At 33.6% G+C, this 18,330-nt stretch carries 17 protein-coding genes; 3 read left to right on the forward strand and 14 right to left on the reverse strand.

Going from position 1 to position 18,330, the window contains the following annotated elements:
* The first annotated feature begins 513 nt into the window (after nt 1-513).
* Nucleotides 514-1,296, forward strand: a complete 783-nt coding sequence (locus ACLMCG_RS01140) for a YdcF family protein (protein ID WP_413958457.1) — start codon at nt 514-516, stop codon at nt 1,294-1,296.
* Between the two features lie 82 nt (nt 1,297-1,378).
* Here the strand turns inward: ACLMCG_RS01140 and ACLMCG_RS01145 are convergent, their stop codons facing one another.
* Both ACLMCG_RS01145 and ACLMCG_RS01150 read right to left on the reverse strand, forming a co-directional pair.
* Nucleotides 1,379-2,260 carry a DMT family transporter gene (locus ACLMCG_RS01145; protein WP_413958458.1) on the reverse strand — a complete coding sequence of 294 codons (882 nt, stop codon included), beginning with the start codon at nt 2,258-2,260 and terminating at the stop codon, nt 1,379-1,381.
* A gap of 196 nt (nt 2,261-2,456) precedes the next feature.
* Nucleotides 2,457-2,852: a VOC family protein gene (locus tag ACLMCG_RS01150; protein ID WP_413958459.1), complete on the reverse strand. Its 396-nt coding sequence runs from the start codon at nt 2,850-2,852 to the stop codon at nt 2,457-2,459.
* Nucleotides 2,853-3,003: 151 nt separating this feature from the next.
* Between ACLMCG_RS01150 and ACLMCG_RS01155 the strand changes: the two genes are divergently transcribed.
* Complete coding sequence (locus ACLMCG_RS01155; protein ID WP_413958460.1) at nt 3,004-3,588, forward strand: hypothetical protein; 585 nt, start codon at nt 3,004-3,006, stop codon at nt 3,586-3,588.
* A gap of 230 nt (nt 3,589-3,818) precedes the next feature.
* On the opposite strand, the gene ACLMCG_RS01160 is transcribed toward ACLMCG_RS01155, so the two are convergent.
* The 8 genes from ACLMCG_RS01160 to ACLMCG_RS01195 form a co-directional block, all read right to left on the reverse strand.
* A complete protein-coding gene (locus ACLMCG_RS01160; RefSeq protein ID WP_223600707.1) occupies nt 3,819-4,613 on the reverse strand; it encodes a hypothetical protein in 795 nt (264 codons plus the stop codon).
* 25 nt (nt 4,614-4,638) lie between these two features.
* A complete protein-coding gene (locus ACLMCG_RS01165) occupies nt 4,639-5,436 on the reverse strand; it encodes a hypothetical protein (protein ID WP_413958461.1) in 798 nt (265 codons plus the stop codon).
* Nucleotides 5,437-5,438: 2 nt separating this feature from the next.
* Nucleotides 5,439-6,209, reverse strand: coding sequence for a hypothetical protein (locus ACLMCG_RS01170; protein WP_413958462.1), 771 nt, complete (start codon nt 6,207-6,209; stop codon nt 5,439-5,441).
* A 375-nt stretch (nt 6,210-6,584) separates the two neighbouring features.
* The gene (locus ACLMCG_RS01175; protein WP_413958463.1) at nt 6,585-7,391 is read right to left on the reverse strand and encodes a GLPGLI family protein; all 807 of its coding nucleotides are present in this window, start codon (nt 7,389-7,391) and stop codon (nt 6,585-6,587) included.
* Nucleotides 7,392-7,411: 20 nt separating this feature from the next.
* Nucleotides 7,412-8,410: a hypothetical protein gene (locus ACLMCG_RS01180; protein WP_413958464.1), complete on the reverse strand. Its 999-nt coding sequence runs from the start codon at nt 8,408-8,410 to the stop codon at nt 7,412-7,414.
* A 168-nt stretch (nt 8,411-8,578) separates the two neighbouring features.
* Entirely contained in the window at nt 8,579-9,544 is a 966-nt protein-coding gene (gene gwsG / locus ACLMCG_RS01185; protein ID WP_413958465.1) for a grasp-with-spasm system ATP-grasp peptide maturase, read from the reverse strand.
* Between the two features lie 145 nt (nt 9,545-9,689).
* On the reverse strand, nt 9,690-9,884 hold the full coding sequence (locus ACLMCG_RS01190) for a hypothetical protein (RefSeq protein WP_223600701.1): 195 nt from the start codon (nt 9,882-9,884) through the stop codon (nt 9,690-9,692).
* 707 nt (nt 9,885-10,591) lie between these two features.
* The gene (locus tag ACLMCG_RS01195) at nt 10,592-10,876 is read right to left on the reverse strand and encodes a bacteriocin-like protein (protein WP_002979306.1); all 285 of its coding nucleotides are present in this window, start codon (nt 10,874-10,876) and stop codon (nt 10,592-10,594) included.
* A gap of 448 nt (nt 10,877-11,324) precedes the next feature.
* Here ACLMCG_RS01195 and ACLMCG_RS01200 point away from each other — a divergent pair, with 448 nt between their 5' ends.
* Nucleotides 11,325-12,113 (forward strand): XRE family transcriptional regulator, encoded by a 789-nt coding sequence (locus tag ACLMCG_RS01200; RefSeq protein ID WP_223600700.1) that lies wholly within the window; start codon nt 11,325-11,327, stop codon nt 12,111-12,113.
* An 87-nt stretch (nt 12,114-12,200) separates the two neighbouring features.
* Here the strand turns inward: ACLMCG_RS01200 and xth are convergent, their stop codons facing one another.
* The 4 genes from xth to ACLMCG_RS01220 form a co-directional block, all read right to left on the reverse strand.
* Nucleotides 12,201-12,974, reverse strand: coding sequence for an exodeoxyribonuclease III (gene xth, locus ACLMCG_RS01205; RefSeq protein WP_413958466.1), 774 nt, complete (start codon nt 12,972-12,974; stop codon nt 12,201-12,203).
* A gap of 181 nt (nt 12,975-13,155) precedes the next feature.
* A complete protein-coding gene (locus ACLMCG_RS01210) occupies nt 13,156-13,296 on the reverse strand; it encodes a hypothetical protein (protein WP_413958467.1) in 141 nt (46 codons plus the stop codon).
* Between the two features lie 13 nt (nt 13,297-13,309).
* Nucleotides 13,310-17,218 carry a response regulator gene (locus tag ACLMCG_RS01215; RefSeq protein WP_413958468.1) on the reverse strand — a complete coding sequence of 1,303 codons (3,909 nt, stop codon included), beginning with the start codon at nt 17,216-17,218 and terminating at the stop codon, nt 13,310-13,312.
* A gap of 362 nt (nt 17,219-17,580) precedes the next feature.
* On the reverse strand, nt 17,581-18,297 hold the full coding sequence (locus ACLMCG_RS01220) for an aspartate/glutamate racemase family protein (protein ID WP_413958469.1): 717 nt from the start codon (nt 18,295-18,297) through the stop codon (nt 17,581-17,583).
* Nucleotides 18,298-18,330: the final 33 nt, after the last annotated feature.

Here is an 18,330-nt window from a genome sequence, read left to right on the forward strand (position 1 = left end):
AACGATATTTTTATAAAATACTGTACAGATCCACTTTGAGTCTGATTCTTAGTCTTAAAGGTTTTTTTCTGTCTAAAGTTAAAATAGTTTCTTTATACTTAAGGAAGAGTTTTTGTTTTTTTCTTTACAAAAATGTCGGTCCAAAAATATATGGATTACGGTCATAAAAACGGTGATGCTTTTCTGCTTTTTCACTTGGGTAGGTATTTGTCATTTTTATTAGCACACTAAAAAGTGTGTTGTTCAATGACTGCAAATGTATAAAATAATTGTATAAACAGAAAGATAAATTAAACGAAATATTTCAATAATTTTAACTATTTGTTACTTCCAATGCATTGCATGGCTGTATGAAAACGCAAAAATTCTGTTATGATTAGCAGAAAAAAGAACATCATTTATAGTATTTTCTTAATAGGAGATGGCTGTTTGACCACTGAGAAAAGCAGTCCTCTTGAAAATAACTACCTTTGCAGTCCTGTGTTTTCTATCCATTAATCAATATTATCATAGATGAAATTTTTACTAGACCTTTTATTTCGTGTTTTACAGCTTTTTACAGAACCTTATTTCTTATTATTTCTCGCGATAGTTATAATCGCTCTGCTGAAAAGAAAAAATAAACGCAAAAATCTGAGAATAGGAATTGGTATATTGGTAGTTTTAATCATCATCTTTATTGGGAATGGTTTTCTGGGAAAACTTATCTCAGGATATTTACAGAATAGCTATACCCATACTTCGGAGGTGAAGAATATAACTGCTCAGAATCCGGTTATTGTTGTCCTGGGTGGTGGAGTTGTAGACGTTAACAATACCGAAAAACTGCATACGATGTCTTATTCCAGAATCGTTACAGCTTATCAGTTGTATCATGAATTCAAGAAAAATAATACACCTTGTAAAATAGTAATTTCCGGAAAGGGAAGTGGCCACACAAGTGAAGCAGAATTATTCAGTGAAAACTTTAAAAAAATGGGAGTATCAGATTCTGATATTATTAAGGAAGATAAAAGCATGAATACGTATCAAAATGCAAAATTCTCAAGTCCGATTATAAAGAAGCTGGCTCCTGCAAGTGTGTATCTGGTTACTTCGGGTTTTCATGTGAAAAGATCTGTTTCTCTGTTTCAGATATTTGGCTTAAAACCTATTCCGCAGGCATCAGATTTTATTGATACTGAAATAACGGCTTTTCCCAACAGCTATAACGCAGCATTTACTTTTGTCATGCTTAAGGAGGTCGTGGGAATATGGCAGGTGCAGTTATATAACAACTTAGGAGTGAATAAATAATATTTTACAGCTTATTACAGATAAAACCGGACACTTAAAGTTAATTTGAGTGTCCGGTTTTGTTTAAATAAAATGATTTAAACTATACATTTATTATTTTGTTTTTCTTCAGTGAAATTAATGTCTGCAAAACTACAGACGCAATAATAAATGCCAATCCGATATAAAACGAAAGATTAACTTCTTTGCTTTCATCAAAAAATAAAAAGGCAATAATAATAGCATATACCGGCTCCAGATTGAAAGTTAAGTTCACCGTAAAGGCTGGAATTTTCTTTAAAACTTCTGCAAATATCACATAAAGTCCTACAGTACAAAAAAGTGCTAATAGCCCCAAATAAGCCGTGTCTTTTAAGTCAGGAACTATGCTATCTGCTTTGAAATAGAGGAGGTATATGGGCAAAATTGCTCCAAGACATACAGTACCGGCAAGCATCTGATAATAGTTGATAATAATACTGTCAAAACGCTGAACCAGACGTTCATTATAAATAGTATAAAGCGCAGCAACTGCAGAAGAGAATACCCCTAGAATAATTCCCAATTGATAAGATGCATCGAAATGGAAGATGAGACTGATTCCGAGAAGTGTTAAAGCGCTGAGTCCCAATTCTGATAACCGGAATTTTTCTTTGTCAATGACTGGCTTCAGTAAAGCTGTAAAAAAGCTGGTGAGACAATAGCATACAACTCCAATTGATATATTGGAATATTTGATACTTGCATAGAAAAGTACCCAATGTAAAGTAATAAGAAGTCCTGCCTGTGCTATTTTCAGTTTTTCTTTTCCTGAAGTGGTATTTGGAATTTTAAATATTTTCAGGATAAAAAATAAAATAATACAGGAAAACAGAACTCTGTACCAGGTTAAAAGCCCTTCGTTAAGCGATATTAATTTTCCGAATACTCCTGTAAATCCGGCAAGTACTACGGCCAGATGCAATAATAAATATGATTTTTTCATTGAGAATGAACTGTAAAGATTTGAATTAATATTTTTTGTAAGAATTAGAAGCATAAACAATCTTGTTGTTAATTAGTTAACAACACAAGTACACTTCAAATTAATTTGAAAATATTAAGGTGCCGGAGGAGGCAGACAGTTCGAGCGGTTCATATGTATCTGTTGAATGTCAAATATAGAGAAAATAAGGTAAAGTCTACATAAAAAATACATTAAACTTGTGCCCATCAGGGTCTGCAAATACAAATCCATAATAGTTTTCTCCAAAACTCTCAGGTTCTGAAACAATAGTTCCACCGGCATTTTTAACCTCTAGTGCCCATTCATCTACCTGTTCTTTACTTGCTGCGGAAAGGGTAAAGATGATCTCATTAGAAGTTTGAGGATCTCCAAATTTCATTGTTTTTAGGTTTCTTTCTATGATATTTTTTAAGAAAAAATGTATAATAAACTCATTTTCACCTGCAAAAAAGCTTACCAATTCATTAGAAGAGTGCGGGTTATTGGGTTTGAATCCCAGCTCTGTGTAAAATTTATGTGTGCGTTCAAGGTCGGCTACGCCCAGGTTGGCCCAGATCATTTTAGGTTTCATATTATTTTATTTTTTGGTTAGGATAAAGGTATTGAGTTTCATAATGATAAAAGCTGTCATGTGGCAAGATTTTGTAATTTTAAGATCTTAGAGTGAATTTTTTACGACTTCAATTTAACATAATATATATCCGAAAATAAATTATAGGAATATGACTGAGAGTATTGTAAATAAAATCAAAGAGTTAGGAGGAAATACAGATGCCGTAAGTATTGACAAAAATTTTGCCGAGAACTGGCGGAGTATTAGATTTGGACATCATCTTTATGACAGAGATTGGGATGTTTACGGAATAGATGAGTATTATGAAAAATATAAAACCATATATCATAATGATCAGGAAGGCTTTTACAAGAATTTATTAGAACATTATTTTTCTGACCATGAATTGCCGTATGGACAATATTTTCCCAGAGATTGGTTTTTCACGCCGTTTAAGAAAGATACAGAGGATTACGAAGAATTGGACGGTCTTATAGACGAACATGAAATAAAAGAAATTGTAGAAGGCTCTGAAATGGAATTTATTTGTCTATTTTATTTTTACGGTTATCCTGATCATTTTTTTGTCTGTACAACTGATCCGGACCAGGATAATCCTATAGTGTACAGTACAGATCATGAAGTTTATTTTCAGGAAATTGAAAACGAAGGAAGCCTGGAAGATTTTCTGGATCGGTTTATAACCAAGGAAAAGTTCCTAGAAACGGTTAAAGAATATTTGAAAGAGAAATGATAAGAATATGGGATTCTGAAGCGTTTAATACTCTCTTTCAAACAATAATAAAAATCCTATAATTTATATTATGTTAAATTGTGTATATTTTAGGTTTTTCAAATCTGAAATGATCTATTATCTATTTAAGGCTTGATAACAGCTTATAAATTAAAATGGAGAATATTCAAAGATATCCTCCACTAAAAAATATATTAAAATTGCATGGAATGAAATTAAAGAATCATAGCTTACTGAAGCTTAATAATCGTCACGCTGGAAAGGCTCACTCCATCAAAGTTTACAGTTCCGTTAGTACCATTAGCAGCTCTGGTAGATTGTAATGTTAAAACTTGTCCGGCTGTGGCATAGATATAAGATATTGATCCAAATGCAAATCTTCCGCTGGTATTAATATCTGAAGGGTTATTCTGAGGAACCACAGTAGAAATATTTGAAGAAGCAAGAACTCCGTCCAAATTGAAATGGATATAGTCTTGAACTTCAGAATCTTCAGCTGCAGGATTTTGTCTTAATGCAAGATTGGCACTCACCAAATATAACCCTGAAGCATTCAGACGAACCTGATAATTATTCAGCTTCTCAATAACTACAGGGTCATCATTAAATGCTGTAGAGCTGAAAATATCAATGTTTACAGGAGTACTTACAAGATTTGGATTAAAATTCGTAGTACTTGATGAAAGATTATTGAATTTTGCAGCCTTTGTATTGATTGTTGTACCTACTGCAGCCGGAATAATCCATCTATTATTGATCCAGATATAAACTCCAGGAATAACAGCAGTTGTACCTGTCCCCGACTTTCCTGTATTAAAAACCATTGTTCCATCAGGAATATTTGCTGATAATGGAGAGGTATTATTAGTTGCCAGCAAGGCAACCCTTGGAATTAAAACTCCTTTATTAGAAGATGTTACATCTAAAATTGATGAAGAAACAGGATTGGCAGTACCTATACCCACCTGCCCGAATGAAAGGCTACTGCCGGAAAGCAATAGAATTATGTTAAATATTTTTTTCATTGTGTTTTTTGATTGTGAGATTATTTTAGCGTATGCGCGAAATTGCTATGCTGGATTGACCATTAAGGTTGAACGGAACTGCAGCAGAACCGTCACTTCCTGAATAGGTTCCGGTAGTTTTTTTAAGTCTTATACTAATGACATCTCCATCATTAAGTTCAAGATATTCTGTGAATGAATGTGAGAAAAAGCCATAACCATTATCAACTCCTGCAGTGTAATCAGAGTTAATAGCTTGTTCGGTCCCTACCGCTACATTATTGAGGTATACTCTGGCACTTAACGCAATCCTTCCATCATCTCCACCATCAAGTTTATTAAAAGATAACAGTGCAGAAATAGAATATAATCCTGATTTTCCTATCGTTATGGTCTGGTTTGAGGTATTGACTGCATATATGGTAGTACTTTCATTAAAAATTTTGTTTCCAAATAACTTGGCGTTTTGCCATGTAGTCGTATTATAATTGGTACTCACCTCGGAATTGGTGTACTTTACAATTGCATTTTCAATATTGGTATTAAGGCTGGTCCACTGCTGCTCTTCAGCGCTCCACCAGTGCAGCCCTTGTGTGATGGTATTGGGAAAAACTCCTGTAGTTGCTGTATTAAAAACCATAGTTCCGGTAGGAATACTTGCCGCTAAAGGGCTTGTTGATGTACGTGAAACTAATGCAATTCTTGGAAATAATACTCCTTTGTTTGTTGACTCCAACTGAAGAGTTACACCGTCATTAGCTGTTGGAGTATTTATCCCAACCTGACTATAGCCTGAAATTGGACATAATAATGCACTAAAAATGCCTATATAGATTGCTTTCATAATTATCTTAGTCTTTGTATAGAAATAGTTGATGTGTTTGGATTCTTAAAGTAAACCTCAGTCCCTGGGTCTATTTCATATGCCTGAAACCTTAATGTACTTCCTACGGTATTAATAGGAATATAATAGACCACTGATTTACCTACTGAAGCATTTTCGGTACCTCTCCCAGGAATATAAAACTGGTCAGTAACAATATTAGTAGCATTATTTACCAATACTTTAATTCCAAAATTGTCATTAGTTCCGTCTCTGTTGGTAAGATCCAGGTTTAGTATAACTTTATAATATCCTACTTCATTAATTTTCAACGTGGTATTGTTTACTTTTTCATAAAGAGTGATGTCATTATTGAATCTTATATTGGCGAAAAGATCGGCATAGTTTACACCATCATTTAAATCTGTATTAATGTCCTGGTTAGAAAATAGCGCAGTATCATCAGCATCTTTCTGGGCCATTCTGTACCAGAGAGATTTCGTATTATCCCAAAAATAAAGTCCTGGAGTAACTGCATTGATTCCTGTTCCGCTTGTAGATGTATTATAAACCATCAATCCGGTTACTGGGGTTCCGGTTACCGGAGCAAAAACGTTGGCTGCAGTAAGTGCAATTCTTGGAAATAAAATTCCTCCGTTTGATGTACTGCCGGAATAAGGAATACTTTCTACTTGTAGTATAATGTTGGGATTTATAGAGCTGGTTCCGATTCCAACTTGTCCCCAAAAAAAGGGTGCAATTGCAGAGCATGCAATAGTTAAATATTTTTTCATCATTTGTGTTTTATGTTTAATTCTAATCAGTTTATTTCTTTATTTATCCTAAATCTGGTATAAAAAAATATTTCTGTGATTTAATGTTGCAAAGCTATTGCTAAACAAACAATTATACATTATAAATTGATTGTCACAACTTGTCGAATGCTGTCAAAACATGTCATTTTATAATGCTTTTTGTGTCATGAATTGTTGTTGAGCATGAAGTAAAATACATTGTCATAAATGAATAATATTTAGCTGAATATTTCTTGAATTGTGTATCATTTAATTTTAGTAATCGCTCATTTTGAGGCATAAAAAAACCACTCTGAAAAGAGTGGCTGAACTATTAAATTATAATATTATAAACTTGTTTAATTTCAATCTGCATTAGTTCGGATATTTTATAGCATCCGTCAGCTCTATCGGATTATTGTATTTTTTCAGACGAGACTGGATTGTTTTGGTCATTTCTCTGAAATCAGGCTTCACCTCTTTTCCTTTTTCATCTATAAATTTTGCTTGCACATTACTTGATTTCATTTCTCTTAAAGGGTCATTATAATAATCTAAAGACACTTTCTGTAACTGCTTTTGCGGAACAGTAAGTGCTCCTTTGTACATATCCTCAAAATCTAAAGTATCAGATTTTTTCTTTATAGAATAAAGATTAAACTTATAAGAGCCGGTAGAATCTGCCATCTCGATAATCAATCCGGGTAAATTTCTAAAAATATAAGGTCCAGCCTGAATGGGTACATCTTGAGTATACCATGCTTCCCAGGTTCTTCCTTTATATTTTAAAATTGCTTTTCTACATAGGTAGGTACTTATTTTTTTGGTCTCAGGTTTAAGTTCCCAGTTTAGATTTACCAATTCTTTTATTTTATATGTATCTCTGAAAAAGAAATAATATTTAAAACTTAAGTTTTCTTCATCGTTAATAACTAAAAAGCTGTTATCTCCTATCGCAGGTCCTTTAAATCCTGTACTTCTAAGTGAATCTACCTGATATTGTTTTTCAGTCAGAAACTTAGACTTTCCTCCCTGAACGAAAAGCAGCATGCTTTTATTCGTTGTTTCCGAGCTTAAAGAGTCTTCTTTATAAGAAAGTTGATAATCAATCCGGAAATTCTGGGCAAAAAAATTAGAGGATAGAAAAATGAGGACTAGGTTTATTAAAATTTTATAATTCATAATAAAGATGGATTTATCATTTAATTGAATTCTGCGGTATAGGGATTATAATTGCAGTTTACTTTATATCCGATGTTAGCTTTCTCCGGAATATAGGTTGTTGTGCAGCAATATCTGAATTCACAGACATTACAAGGCTCAATATCATCTCTTTTAACATTCCATAATTTCGATAATTTTTTTACAGTACTGGTTTTTATTTCTTCAAAATTATCCAAGATATTTCCGTAGCTGTTTTTATCTGAAAAATTATGTTTTATATTTCCGTCTTCATCAATAAATATAGTCTTGAACAATGCTAAATTATAATTTTTTGCCACATTATACGCATTAATACTTATGGCAATATCATACAGATTAAATTGGGTTAAAAATAATTTAGAATCATCACAGGTGATATAATTTTTAATAATATCATTACTTTTTACAGATCGTTTTCTTGGAGAATTAAATAACGTAATAGAAGTAATCCGTTTATTATCATACACTCTGTTATTTATTTTTTGGTTGGGAAAAGAAAGTGATAAATTAACAACCCTAGAATATTCCAGGGCTGACAATATCTCCAGTAGCTGTTCCATACAGCTTTCATTATCTATATGAAGGTGCAGTCTTCTGATTCCCAATTGCTGAATATTTTCCGCAAACGTGTCCATATTATCATAAATATGCTGTGATAAAACAACTGTTGCAAAAAGAATTTCTGAGGTATCCTCATTGATACTGATATCAGATAACTCAGGAAAAGATGGGTTGCTGGAATAAAAAATAAATTCCTTTTTTTCTAAAAAAATCAGATATTCTTTGGCTATCTTATTGAATTTATATTCTTCCAAAACATCGCTAACTTTTCTCCCTTTTATATCTTCAACAAAATCTATTAAGGTATTAGGTATGAATTCTATAGTTTCTCTTTGGATATCATATATTGTACTTCTTTCAAAACCTCTTACCAATATACAACAGGAAAAGAAGTTGACATATTTGTCTTTATTGCTCTGTATATAAATTGATCCCATCTTTGTATATTCTTAAACAGTGTATTTCCGATTGATGAATGGATGTTGTGACTTGTCTACTCAGATTATTCCTTCTTGCCTTTTTAGTATCTGGAAAAGGAAAAATATGTGAAAAAACAACAGGAAACAATTCCTTATTATGCTTTAATTCTTGTATTAAACTTTTTTTCATGTGTTCATAGTTTTTAGACAATGAGCGACTTCATAATGAAGATTGTAATTACATGGTAAAGAAGTCATTCTGAACTGCCCGGAAGGATTTACTTCCAAAAAATAATATTCGCCGTCATCAGCTTTTATCATGTCTACAGAGCCCGTATTCAATCCTATTTTTTTCATCAGAGCAGATATTTTTTTATCCACAGAATCCGGGAGAATATAAGATACATATCTGTTAGGACTCTCATAGTTGACTTGTCTGTAATCTGTTTTTGTCTGGGCATCATTTTGAGAAAATATAGCCATACTGTAATTCTTTCCGTTCAGGTGGAAGATCCTAAGTTCATATTCTTTGTTGATCATTTCCTGAAATAAACTCGGAAAGAAGTTTTTATAGCTTTTAATTCTTTTCTCGCTTAATTGAGTGGTGAAAAAAAAGAAAGCTTTATCATCAATACCGATGACCGATCCTTCATTTATAGATTTAGTAATATACGGCTGGTCATAGTTTAAGTTATCCGAATTGTTCGTTATATACGTTTTAGGAATTTTAATGCCTATCTCATGAGCGGCCATTAAAGTTCCTATTTTAGTCATGGATTCCAGTTTCTGATAATGATTAAGCCATTTTTTATCTTTTAAAAATTCAAAAAATATATTTAATGTAGAGATATATTCTGATTCTAAATAATTTAATAATTCTATATTTTTTTCAGTTTTTATATTTTCTTTATACCTGTTAAAAAATCCGAATTTCCTAAACCAAACACATTTGATTTCTGACATATCCACTTTTCCAAAAAAATGATTTTCTACAATCAATTTAGGATGTGGCTGTAATTCAACATACATTTTGGTTTTTCCGGTAAATAAATCCAGGTCGTTAATTCTTATATACTTTTCACCAAGAATTGACAAGTGTTCCATTACCCAATTTGTATCATCATCTTTGGGGGTAGACAAAATTAAAATCATGCTATAATAATTTGAAAAAATTATTTGAAGTAAGTGATAGAGAATGAAATTTGCCTATTCTAAAGGCTTTTTTCTCTATGGAATTACAAAAAAAGACAAAAAAAGTCACCTCAATACAATTGAGGTGACCATTTTTAGCCTGTAATTACTTACGATCCCAAGATGAATCATCAGCTGTACCTCCATTATAAATAAGGGTAATACAGTTGCCCATTTCAGCATCCAGCACTAATTGATTTTGTTGATTTTGTAATCCTGCATAAACAGTTTTTAAATCACCTAATTTTTTACCTTTTAAGGATTCTAGTGATTTTTTAGAATTTTGATTTTCTTTTTTCATGGTTAAAATGTTAAAGATTAGATTTCAAAAGTATAGAAAAAAAATAATGTTAACTCTAATAAATGGTGATTTTTTTATTATGTTAAATCCTTTATACAAAGGATTTTATGCCGTAATTCAATAATATGTGATTATTTTTAATCACGTAAAATAAATAATTTTAGACACCAAATAGTGTTCTATTATAGGTAGTTAGCACATGAATTTTATCATGTGATGATGTTCATTTTTACAGATTAATTTTATAGTAATGGAAGCTAAAAACTAGAAAAAAAATTTATGGAACAGTAATTTTTTTTTTCATTTTGTTGTTTTTTCTATAGCAAATACTTAAAATTTTAAAAGTATAACTGCACATATTGGAAAATTTCAGATAGTTATCAGCAAATTTGGAATCACAAATAATAAAAACCAGCTTAAAAACTAATATAAGGCAGATGTGATATAATCTGGATTGATGCTTTTTGATATCAATTGAAAATAGAAAAGTTAGAAAGTTGTCTTCCATGAAGGAAGCTCTCATGATGTTATTTTAACCGCTGAAATCTTAAAAGTTATAAATAGAAAGGTTCTTTAAGACTCAGTCTGACAGGATCATGCAATACACAATGATTAAAATTAAATGGGCCAGTTATTTAATTTTTAAAATAAAAAAGAGACTGTCTAATAAGACAGCCTCAAATTTTTTTACATGTAATGCTTATTGACTAGCAAGTTGATCCGCACTCAAGTAATTTGATGTGGATTACACCATTAACAACACATTGTGTCTGGCATAAAGCGTTAGTTACAACAGTGCTTACACCGCCAACTACACCACCTACTGTAGATCCTACGCCAGTAACTACGCCACCAACGATAGTACCTACTCCGCCTACTACTCCACCTACAACACCTCCTAGTCCACCTAGAAGTCCGCCGATTGGATCTAGTAATCCGTTACCTGAAATAGCTTTTAATTCGTTTCTGTCTAATTTTTTTAAGTTTTTCATAACTATAATTTTATATGATTATTACATCACGAATATATGAATAATAATATTACAATTGCAAATTATTTTCAATAAATTAATTATATGTTTTTATTATTTAATATTTCATTAATATATGTGTGTTTTAGTAAAAATATGATTTTCACTTATATGTGATTGATTTACTAAATGTTAAAAATAATAACTCAATTTGTGAAATTTAGAGTTATTATTTCTGTACTAAATTCTGTTTATTAATGATGATTATTTAACCTATGTAGAGCTTTGTATATTTGTTCGGAAATCTGATTTTAGGCTGCGAAAATTAAGTGTTCAAGTGTGAAAATTTCCTGGCTTTAGTAAAAATGGAGAGATGAGCTGCTAAATTTCCTTATATCTTAGAGTAAAACAAGGTTTGGTGGTTGGTAACGCATACAAATTTTGTATTTTTGCTTACATACTTTTATCAATGTCAATTTTTTCAAATAATATACGCTTCTTAAGAGCCAAGAGAAAGCTCTCCCAACAAAATGTAGCTGATGAACTGATGATTTCCAGAGTCCGTTATTCAAAATATGAGAACGGAATATCTGAACCTCCTATCGAACTGCTTGTAAAAATCTCCAAATATTTTCATGTAAGTATTGATCTTATGCTGTCGGTAGATATCCAGAAGTATCCTATGGATGATATGCTGAAATTGCCGGACAACAGAATTGTGCTTCCGGTTGCGGTAGACACACATGGAAATGATACCATAGAGATTATCCCTCAAAAAGCTTCTATGGGATATCTGGAAGGTTACAGTGATGTAGATTATATTGAAAGTCTTCAGCGTATTGCTCTTCCCTTCCTTACGAACGGAAAATACAGAGCATTCCCTGCAGATGGGGATTCTATGCCTCCATTCAGAAGCGGCTCCTATATTGTAGGAAAATATGTGGAAGGAATTAATGATTTGAAACAGGGAAAAACCTATGTTTTTGTTACGTTGAATGATGGGATTACCTATAAACGTTTTAAGGAAAGAAAAGAAAATGCAATCTGTGTAAGTGCTGACAATTCTTTTTATGAGCCTTATGAGATTCCGTTTGAAGAAGTTGTAGAAATCTGGCAGTATGCTTCAGGAATTTTTCCGGAAGATTTTGAGCCGGGTGACTATGAAAGCTATAATTTTAAAGAAATGTTCCGTGAGCTGAGACAGGACATCAGGGATCTTGATAAAAAGGTTTCCGGTCGTCGCCGTAAACAATCTTAGTTTTCAATCAACCATATTATATACTATACTCCTGATTTTATAAACCGGGAGTATACTATATATGATCTTGTTATTCTTGAGTTACAATTAGTCTGCGAGCTCAATCCATACCGGAGCATGATCGCTGCTTTTTTCCCAGCCGCGTACATGACTGTCTACTCTACCGGACTGCAGTCGGTTCTGCAGATAAGGACTCAGTAAAATATGGTCCAGCCTCATGCCTGCATTCCTGTCGTAAGCTTTGTATAAGTAGTCCCAGAAGGTGTATATTTTTTCTTCGGGATAAAGACTGCGTATCGCATCAAGCCATCCTTTCTTCTGAAGATCTTTGTAGGCTTTTCTTACCTCTGTTCTGTACAGGGCATCATTTTCCCAGCGTTCAGGTTTGTACACGTCAATAGGTTCGGGAATGATATTAAAATCGCCGATAAGAATAGCGGGAAGTTCCATGGTGATAAGTTGGCTGGTTCTTCTTTTAAAACGTTTGATCCAGGATAATTTATAATCGAATTTTGGTCCAGGATAAGGATTGCCATTCGGGAGATAGAGACAGCAGATGACCATTTTATCAATGATTGCTTCAATATAACGGCTTTGAATGTCTTCGGGATCTCCGGGTAAAGATCTTTGTACCTCCGTAATTTCTTTGTTTTTCGCTAGTATAGCAACTCCGTTCCAGCTTTTTTGTCCATTCCAGATCGCCTCATAGCCTGCTTTGTTAATTTCTTCTACCGGAAAACGTTCCTGAGGTGCTTTTAATTCCTGAAGGCAGACAATATCCGGCGAGGCTTCTTTAAGCCATTTCAGTAAGACAGGCAGGCGTCCGTTGACTCCATTAACATTATAAGTGGCTATTTTCATGATGGAATTTTTTGAATAAATCAGTTTTTTTAATTACGGCAATAATTATTCCATCATAATTGCTTTTTATGGGTTATTTAATTGAAAAATAATCTAAAAAATATAAGTTCTGACGAATAATTTCTGGGTTGTGATGTAAAAATAGAAAATGCACGGAGGTGGTGAGAAACATAGCTGTAGTTTAATCTACCTCTTTGGTTTTTAGGGTTTCGATAGCATCTTTACCATTGCGGGTTAGGATCACTTCGTGCCCTTCTTTTAATAATTTGTGCTCTATCGTTTTTAGAATCAGTTCGTCGTCTTCAGCGATTAGAATCAACATAGTTTTATTTTTTTTATTGTATTAAATTGTTAATTAATTGTAATCCTATTGTTATTTCCTGGATAATTTCTTTTTCCATAGAAGCAAAATCCATATCTGGATCTGCTTTATTTTCCCAGCTGGCCGTATTTTTTGCAAGCTGTACCAATCCCGCTGTTCCTGCTGTTCCTTTGAGCTTGTGAAGGATCAATTTCAGATTGGTGCTGTCTTTTTCTGCTGTGCTTTTTTTAATATCTTCTTCAGCTTGGGTAAGTTGTTGTATTACGAGACCCAAAAATATTTTTCTGAAATCTTCATCATCATCGCCTATTTGTTCATTCAAAAGATTAATGTCCAGGTATTTTGTCTGATCTATAGAATCCTCAGAAACCGTATAATTTTTATTCATAATGTATTTCTTCAGCATTTCCAGAAGATCGGCCTGTCTTAAAGGTTTAGGCAGAAAATCATTCATCCCGGAATTCATACATTTTTCTCTTTCACCCAATACATTTCCGGCTGTTACTCCAATAATCGGAACATCGGCATAACCGGGAAGTAAACGGATTTGTTTTGTAGCTTCAATACCATCCATTACCGGCATCTGAACATCCATTAAAATGATATTGAATGCTTTTTCTTTACATTGTTCCCAAGCCTGAAGACCGTCTGTAGCTTCTGTGAGTTCTGCATCGGGAATTAATGAACGTATCATTTTGTGGTTCAGGACCATATTTACAGGGTTGTCATCTACCAGCAAAACATTAGGCGCCTGCATCAGTAATGAAGCTTCTGTTTCCGGCTGTGGAATTTGGCTGATTTCCTTTTCTGTGTATTTTACGGCCTGTTTCAATGTTTTATACAGCTCTTCAGATTTGATAGGCTTCAGCAGGAAGTAAGAATTGTTTTCCTGGCGGAAAGAATTGATGACATCATGCTCTTCAGAAGAGGTATGAAGGATAACCAAAGGTGAAAGTTCATTTTGCTTGTTAAACATTTCCTTGATTTTTTCTATTGTTTCCAGTCCCGAAATGATCGGCATATGGTAATCCATAAGAATAACATCGAAACGCTCTCCTGCAAGAAGTATCTGAAGGGCTTCCATACCATTGGCAGCAAGCTTTGAATCTATATTTTTATAGGCAAGCATATGCTGAAGAATCACTCTGTTGGCCTCGTTATCATCAACAATAAGAACTCTGTTTATTTTCAGATCTTCATCTTCAGGGCGTTCTGTCATTTCACAAGGAATCTGAATGTCAAAATAGAAAACAGAACCTTTATCAACCTCGCTCACCAGTGACAGGCCGCTTCCCATATATTTCAGAATATTGTTTGAAATGGTAAGTCCAAGTCCTGTTCCACCATAACGTTTGCTGATAGAGCTGTTTTCCTGTGTAAAGGCATCAAAAATAAACTGCTGTTTCTCTTTAGGAATACCGATTCCCGTGTCCCGAACTGAAAATCTTAATGTGATATCTTTATGGTCAAGCTTCAGCTTTTCTACTTTAAGCTCTATTTCCCCCTGTGCTGTAAACTTGACAGCATTTCCAAGGAGGTTGATCAGAATCTGCTTGAGTCTGGATTCGTCCACCCAGATGGTTTCAGGAAGCCCCTGTTCTATATTTAACAGTAATTCTATATTTTTTTTCTGGGATTGATAAAGGATCACATTGATCACCTGACTTACAATATCATATACATTGGATTTTTCAATTGAAAGATCCATTTTTCCGGATTCTATTTTAGAGAAATCAAGAATGTCATTGATGATGTTTAAAAGGTTTTCTCCGGATTCATTAATATAATTCAGGTATTGGGTCTGTATTTCATTCAACGGAGTTTTTAGCAGAAGATCAGAGAACCCGATGACACCATTCAGCGGAGTTCTGATTTCATGACTCATATTGGCCAAAAATTCTGATTTTGCTTTATTGGCTATATCAGCCATTTTCTTGGCGGTTTTAAGCTCTTTATTGATTCTTACCGATCCTGTAATATTTTGTGCAGAAACAATGATTCCGCCTATTGTATGAGTGGAAAGATACCATGGTGTAACTTCTATATTGTAATGCTGAATGACTTCTTTATCAGGAATTTCTATGGCCATATCTTCATTTTTATAGGCAATTCCTGCCAGGGCATCCTGATAAATCCTGATTCTTTCATCCGGTACATCCGGAGAAATTTTAAACATATTTTCTCCGATCAGTCTGATATCATTCATCTGGAATTCATCTTTCCAGCTGCTGCTTACGGAAAGGTAATTGAGTTCTTTGTCAAACATAGCAACCGTTGCAGGAACATAGGCGACAAATGACTGAAGCATCGCCTCTTTTTTGGCCAGTTCAAGGTAGATGTTTTTGAAATTATCAATATCCTGAATAATTCCATATACTCTGATACAAGTTCCGTCTTCAAACTCAGGTATTCCTTTTACCCTTACCCAGATCGTCACACCGTCATTCCGTACAAGTTGTAATTCTTCATCGTAAGGAATACCTTCTTTTACAGCTCTTTCAAATAATAGTTTCAGTTTTTCGCGGCTGTCTTCGCTATAGAAGCCGAGTGCATTTTCCAGATCAGGCTGGAATGTTTTATCTATTTTGTGTATTTCTCTGGTAGACTGTGACCAAAATACGGTATTCTTTTTAAGATTCACTTCCCATCCTCCCACTTGAGCCACAGCACTTGTCTGTTCCAGCATTTTTTTGGTATGAACAAGATCTTTTTCCAACGTCATTCTTTCGGTGACATTCAGTGCAGTACTTACTACATAAGGTTTTCCTTCTTTGTTGATTTCTACCAGATTGTGGTACATCCAGATGACTTCTTCACCTCCTTTGGTTTTCAGGATCATGGTTCCAAAATCTTCCTGGTTTTTGTTAATTCTTTCCAGGTACTGTTCCAGTAGCGGCCAGTTTTTTTCAGGGACAAGATCTTTCAGGTTGAGTCCTTCCACCTCTTCTACGGAATATTGCAGTGTTTCTCTTCCTTTTTCGTTTACCTCAGTGATATTCCCTTCCATATCATGCATACTCATCAGGCCTATTGCATTTTCGAAGAAGCTTCTGAAACGGCGTTCAGAACTTTCAAGTTTGAGTTTTTCATCGATACGTTGGGTAATATTGATTCCGAAACAGAAAATTTCAGAGTGCTTCTGATTCAGTTTCAGATACCATTCTACAATAATAGTCTGTGTATCATCTATGTTTGTAGAAGTAGTGAATGTTACTTCTTCATCTGTAGTGGGAAGATTTTTAGTCAGTAATTGCAGTTGGGAGTTGTGGCTGCCTAAAATATTGAGGAAATTCTGGTCAATAACCTGAGACTTCTCCAATTGGAATATGCTTTCAAAAGCCGGATTGACGTCTTTTATAGAGAAATCCTTATCCAAAACACAGATCAGGTTGTTGGAAATACTGAAGGTCTGTTGAAAGTATTCAGCCTGAATATTTTTTCTTTTCCCCATCAGGACTTTTGTGATGGCCTCTCCTATTTTTTTAAGGGTAGAAATCTGATCGTCTGTAATTGTTTTAGGTTTATAATCGATAACGCAGATGGTTCCTAATACGAAACCTTCATCATCAATCAGGGGGATTCCTGCATAAAACCGGATTCCACCCGCCAGAATAAGTGGATTATCAAAAGATCTTTCGTCTAATAAAGTATCATTGATAACAACAACATCTCCATTTGCAATAGAATATTGGCATAAAGTACTCTTCCTGTCAACAAAATCAAGATCAAGACCCACACAGCTTTGAATAGTCTGAGTTTCGCTTTCCATCATGGCAATAAGTGCTGCAGGACAGTCGGTCACCAGGCATGCCGTTTCTGCAAAAATGTCTAACTGGGGATCTTTTTCAAGGTTTAAAAGATCCAAAAACTCCAGTTTCCTCATTCGGGCTTCTTCATTCCCAGGAATTGGATACTTCTTCATATATTATTTCAATGATTAGAGATTTTTCTTTTTTGATTATTAAAAAATGATAATCAGAACCTTAAAGTTTATATTTTAAACATTTTTAGATACCTTAAATTATTATTTTAATAAGTAAACCAAAATACGAAATTATTTCCTATTCCATTATAGTAAATTTGACAATAAAGGTATATCTCTGTTTATTTCAAATGAATTGAAGTTGATTTTGTATTTTGAAGGAAATAAAGGGCATTATGAAAAGAAAAAGTACCATATCTTATGATAGGGTACTTATGTTTGAAACCGTTAAATAAATTGAACTTATTGATTATTGTTGGTTTCTTTTAAATTGAACTGTATTTATATTGTATTTGAGTGTTTTATGAATTAACTGTTATGTTTTGATTTGAAACGGCAAATGCTACAGCAGCATCTACATGAATCTGGATGGTATCAAATACCGGAACGGCAACATCTTCCTGCTTGATCAGAAGTGGAATTTCTGTACATCCTAAAATAATACCCTCTGCTCCACGATCTATAAGCTCCTGAATGATTTTCAGGTAATTTTTTTTAGTTTCAGGGTTAATAATTCCTCTGCTTAACTCATTTCTTAAAATATCCTCGATATAATCTCTGTCTTCACTACTCTCAGGAATAAGAGGTTCCAGGCTGGCTTCTCTCAGTTTATCCTTATAAAAGTCCAGCTCCATCGTATAGCTTGTTCCTAATAAACCGATTTTTTTTAATCCTTTCCGTTGAACAGCATTAGCTGTAGCCGTTGTAATATGAATGAGTGGTAATCCTATCTGTTCTTCAATCCTGTCGGCAACAATATGGGCTGTGTTGGCACAAAGTACAATAGCTTCAGCTCCGGACTTTTTTAAATTTTCGGCGGCATTATACAGAAGTTCATAAGTAGCATCCCAGTCGTAATCTGCATTAAATTGCTGAAAATGGTTAAAGTTGACAGAATAAATAATACATTCCGCAAAATTCAATCCGCCTAATTGCTGATTAATTCCTTCATTCAGAAGGCGGTAATAGTCTAAAGTAGAAGCCCAGCTGATACCTCCTACTAATCCTAATTTTTTCATATCTTCTTATTTTTTGTTCAGTAAAAGTAGATA

Origin of the sequence: Chryseobacterium sp. S90 (assembly GCF_047444895.1) — a bacterium.
Classification (GTDB): domain Bacteria; phylum Bacteroidota; class Bacteroidia; order Flavobacteriales; family Weeksellaceae; genus Chryseobacterium.

Excerpts from the sequence above, each read along its gene's own strand:
- ACLMCG_RS01215 (WP_413958468.1), bottom strand. The coding sequence starts at position 17,218 with ATGAAGAAGTATCCAATTCCTGGGAATGAAGAAGCCCGAATGAGGAAA.
- xth (WP_413958466.1), bottom strand. The coding sequence starts at position 12,974 with ATGAAAATAGCCACTTATAATGTTAATGGAGTCAACGGACGCCTGCCT.
- ACLMCG_RS01200 (WP_223600700.1), top strand. The coding sequence starts at position 11,325 with ATGTCAATTTTTTCAAATAATATACGCTTCTTAAGAGCCAAGAGAAAG.
- ACLMCG_RS01180 (WP_413958464.1), bottom strand. The coding sequence starts at position 8,410 with ATGGGATCAATTTATATACAGAGCAATAAAGACAAATATGTCAACTTC.
- ACLMCG_RS01170 (WP_413958462.1), bottom strand. The coding sequence starts at position 6,209 with ATGAAAAAATATTTAACTATTGCATGCTCTGCAATTGCACCCTTTTTT.
- gwsG (WP_413958465.1), bottom strand. The coding sequence starts at position 9,544 with ATGATTTTAATTTTGTCTACCCCCAAAGATGATGATACAAATTGGGTA.
- ACLMCG_RS01190 (WP_223600701.1), bottom strand. The coding sequence starts at position 9,884 with ATGAAAAAAGAAAATCAAAATTCTAAAAAATCACTAGAATCCTTAAAA.
- ACLMCG_RS01210 (WP_413958467.1), bottom strand. The coding sequence starts at position 13,296 with ATGTTGATTCTAATCGCTGAAGACGACGAACTGATTCTAAAAACGATA.
- ACLMCG_RS01145 (WP_413958458.1), bottom strand. The coding sequence starts at position 2,260 with ATGAAAAAATCATATTTATTATTGCATCTGGCCGTAGTACTTGCCGGA.
- ACLMCG_RS01165 (WP_413958461.1), bottom strand. The coding sequence starts at position 5,436 with ATGAAAGCAATCTATATAGGCATTTTTAGTGCATTATTATGTCCAATT.
- ACLMCG_RS01175 (WP_413958463.1), bottom strand. The coding sequence starts at position 7,391 with ATGAATTATAAAATTTTAATAAACCTAGTCCTCATTTTTCTATCCTCT.
- ACLMCG_RS01150 (WP_413958459.1), bottom strand. The coding sequence starts at position 2,852 with ATGAAACCTAAAATGATCTGGGCCAACCTGGGCGTAGCCGACCTTGAA.
- ACLMCG_RS01195 (WP_002979306.1), bottom strand. The coding sequence starts at position 10,876 with ATGAAAAACTTAAAAAAATTAGACAGAAACGAATTAAAAGCTATTTCA.
- ACLMCG_RS01160 (WP_223600707.1), bottom strand. The coding sequence starts at position 4,613 with ATGAAAAAAATATTTAACATAATTCTATTGCTTTCCGGCAGTAGCCTT.
- ACLMCG_RS01155 (WP_413958460.1), top strand. The coding sequence starts at position 3,004 with ATGACTGAGAGTATTGTAAATAAAATCAAAGAGTTAGGAGGAAATACA.
- ACLMCG_RS01220 (WP_413958469.1), bottom strand. The coding sequence starts at position 18,297 with ATGAAAAAATTAGGATTAGTAGGAGGTATCAGCTGGGCTTCTACTTTA.
- ACLMCG_RS01140 (WP_413958457.1), top strand. The coding sequence starts at position 514 with ATGAAATTTTTACTAGACCTTTTATTTCGTGTTTTACAGCTTTTTACA.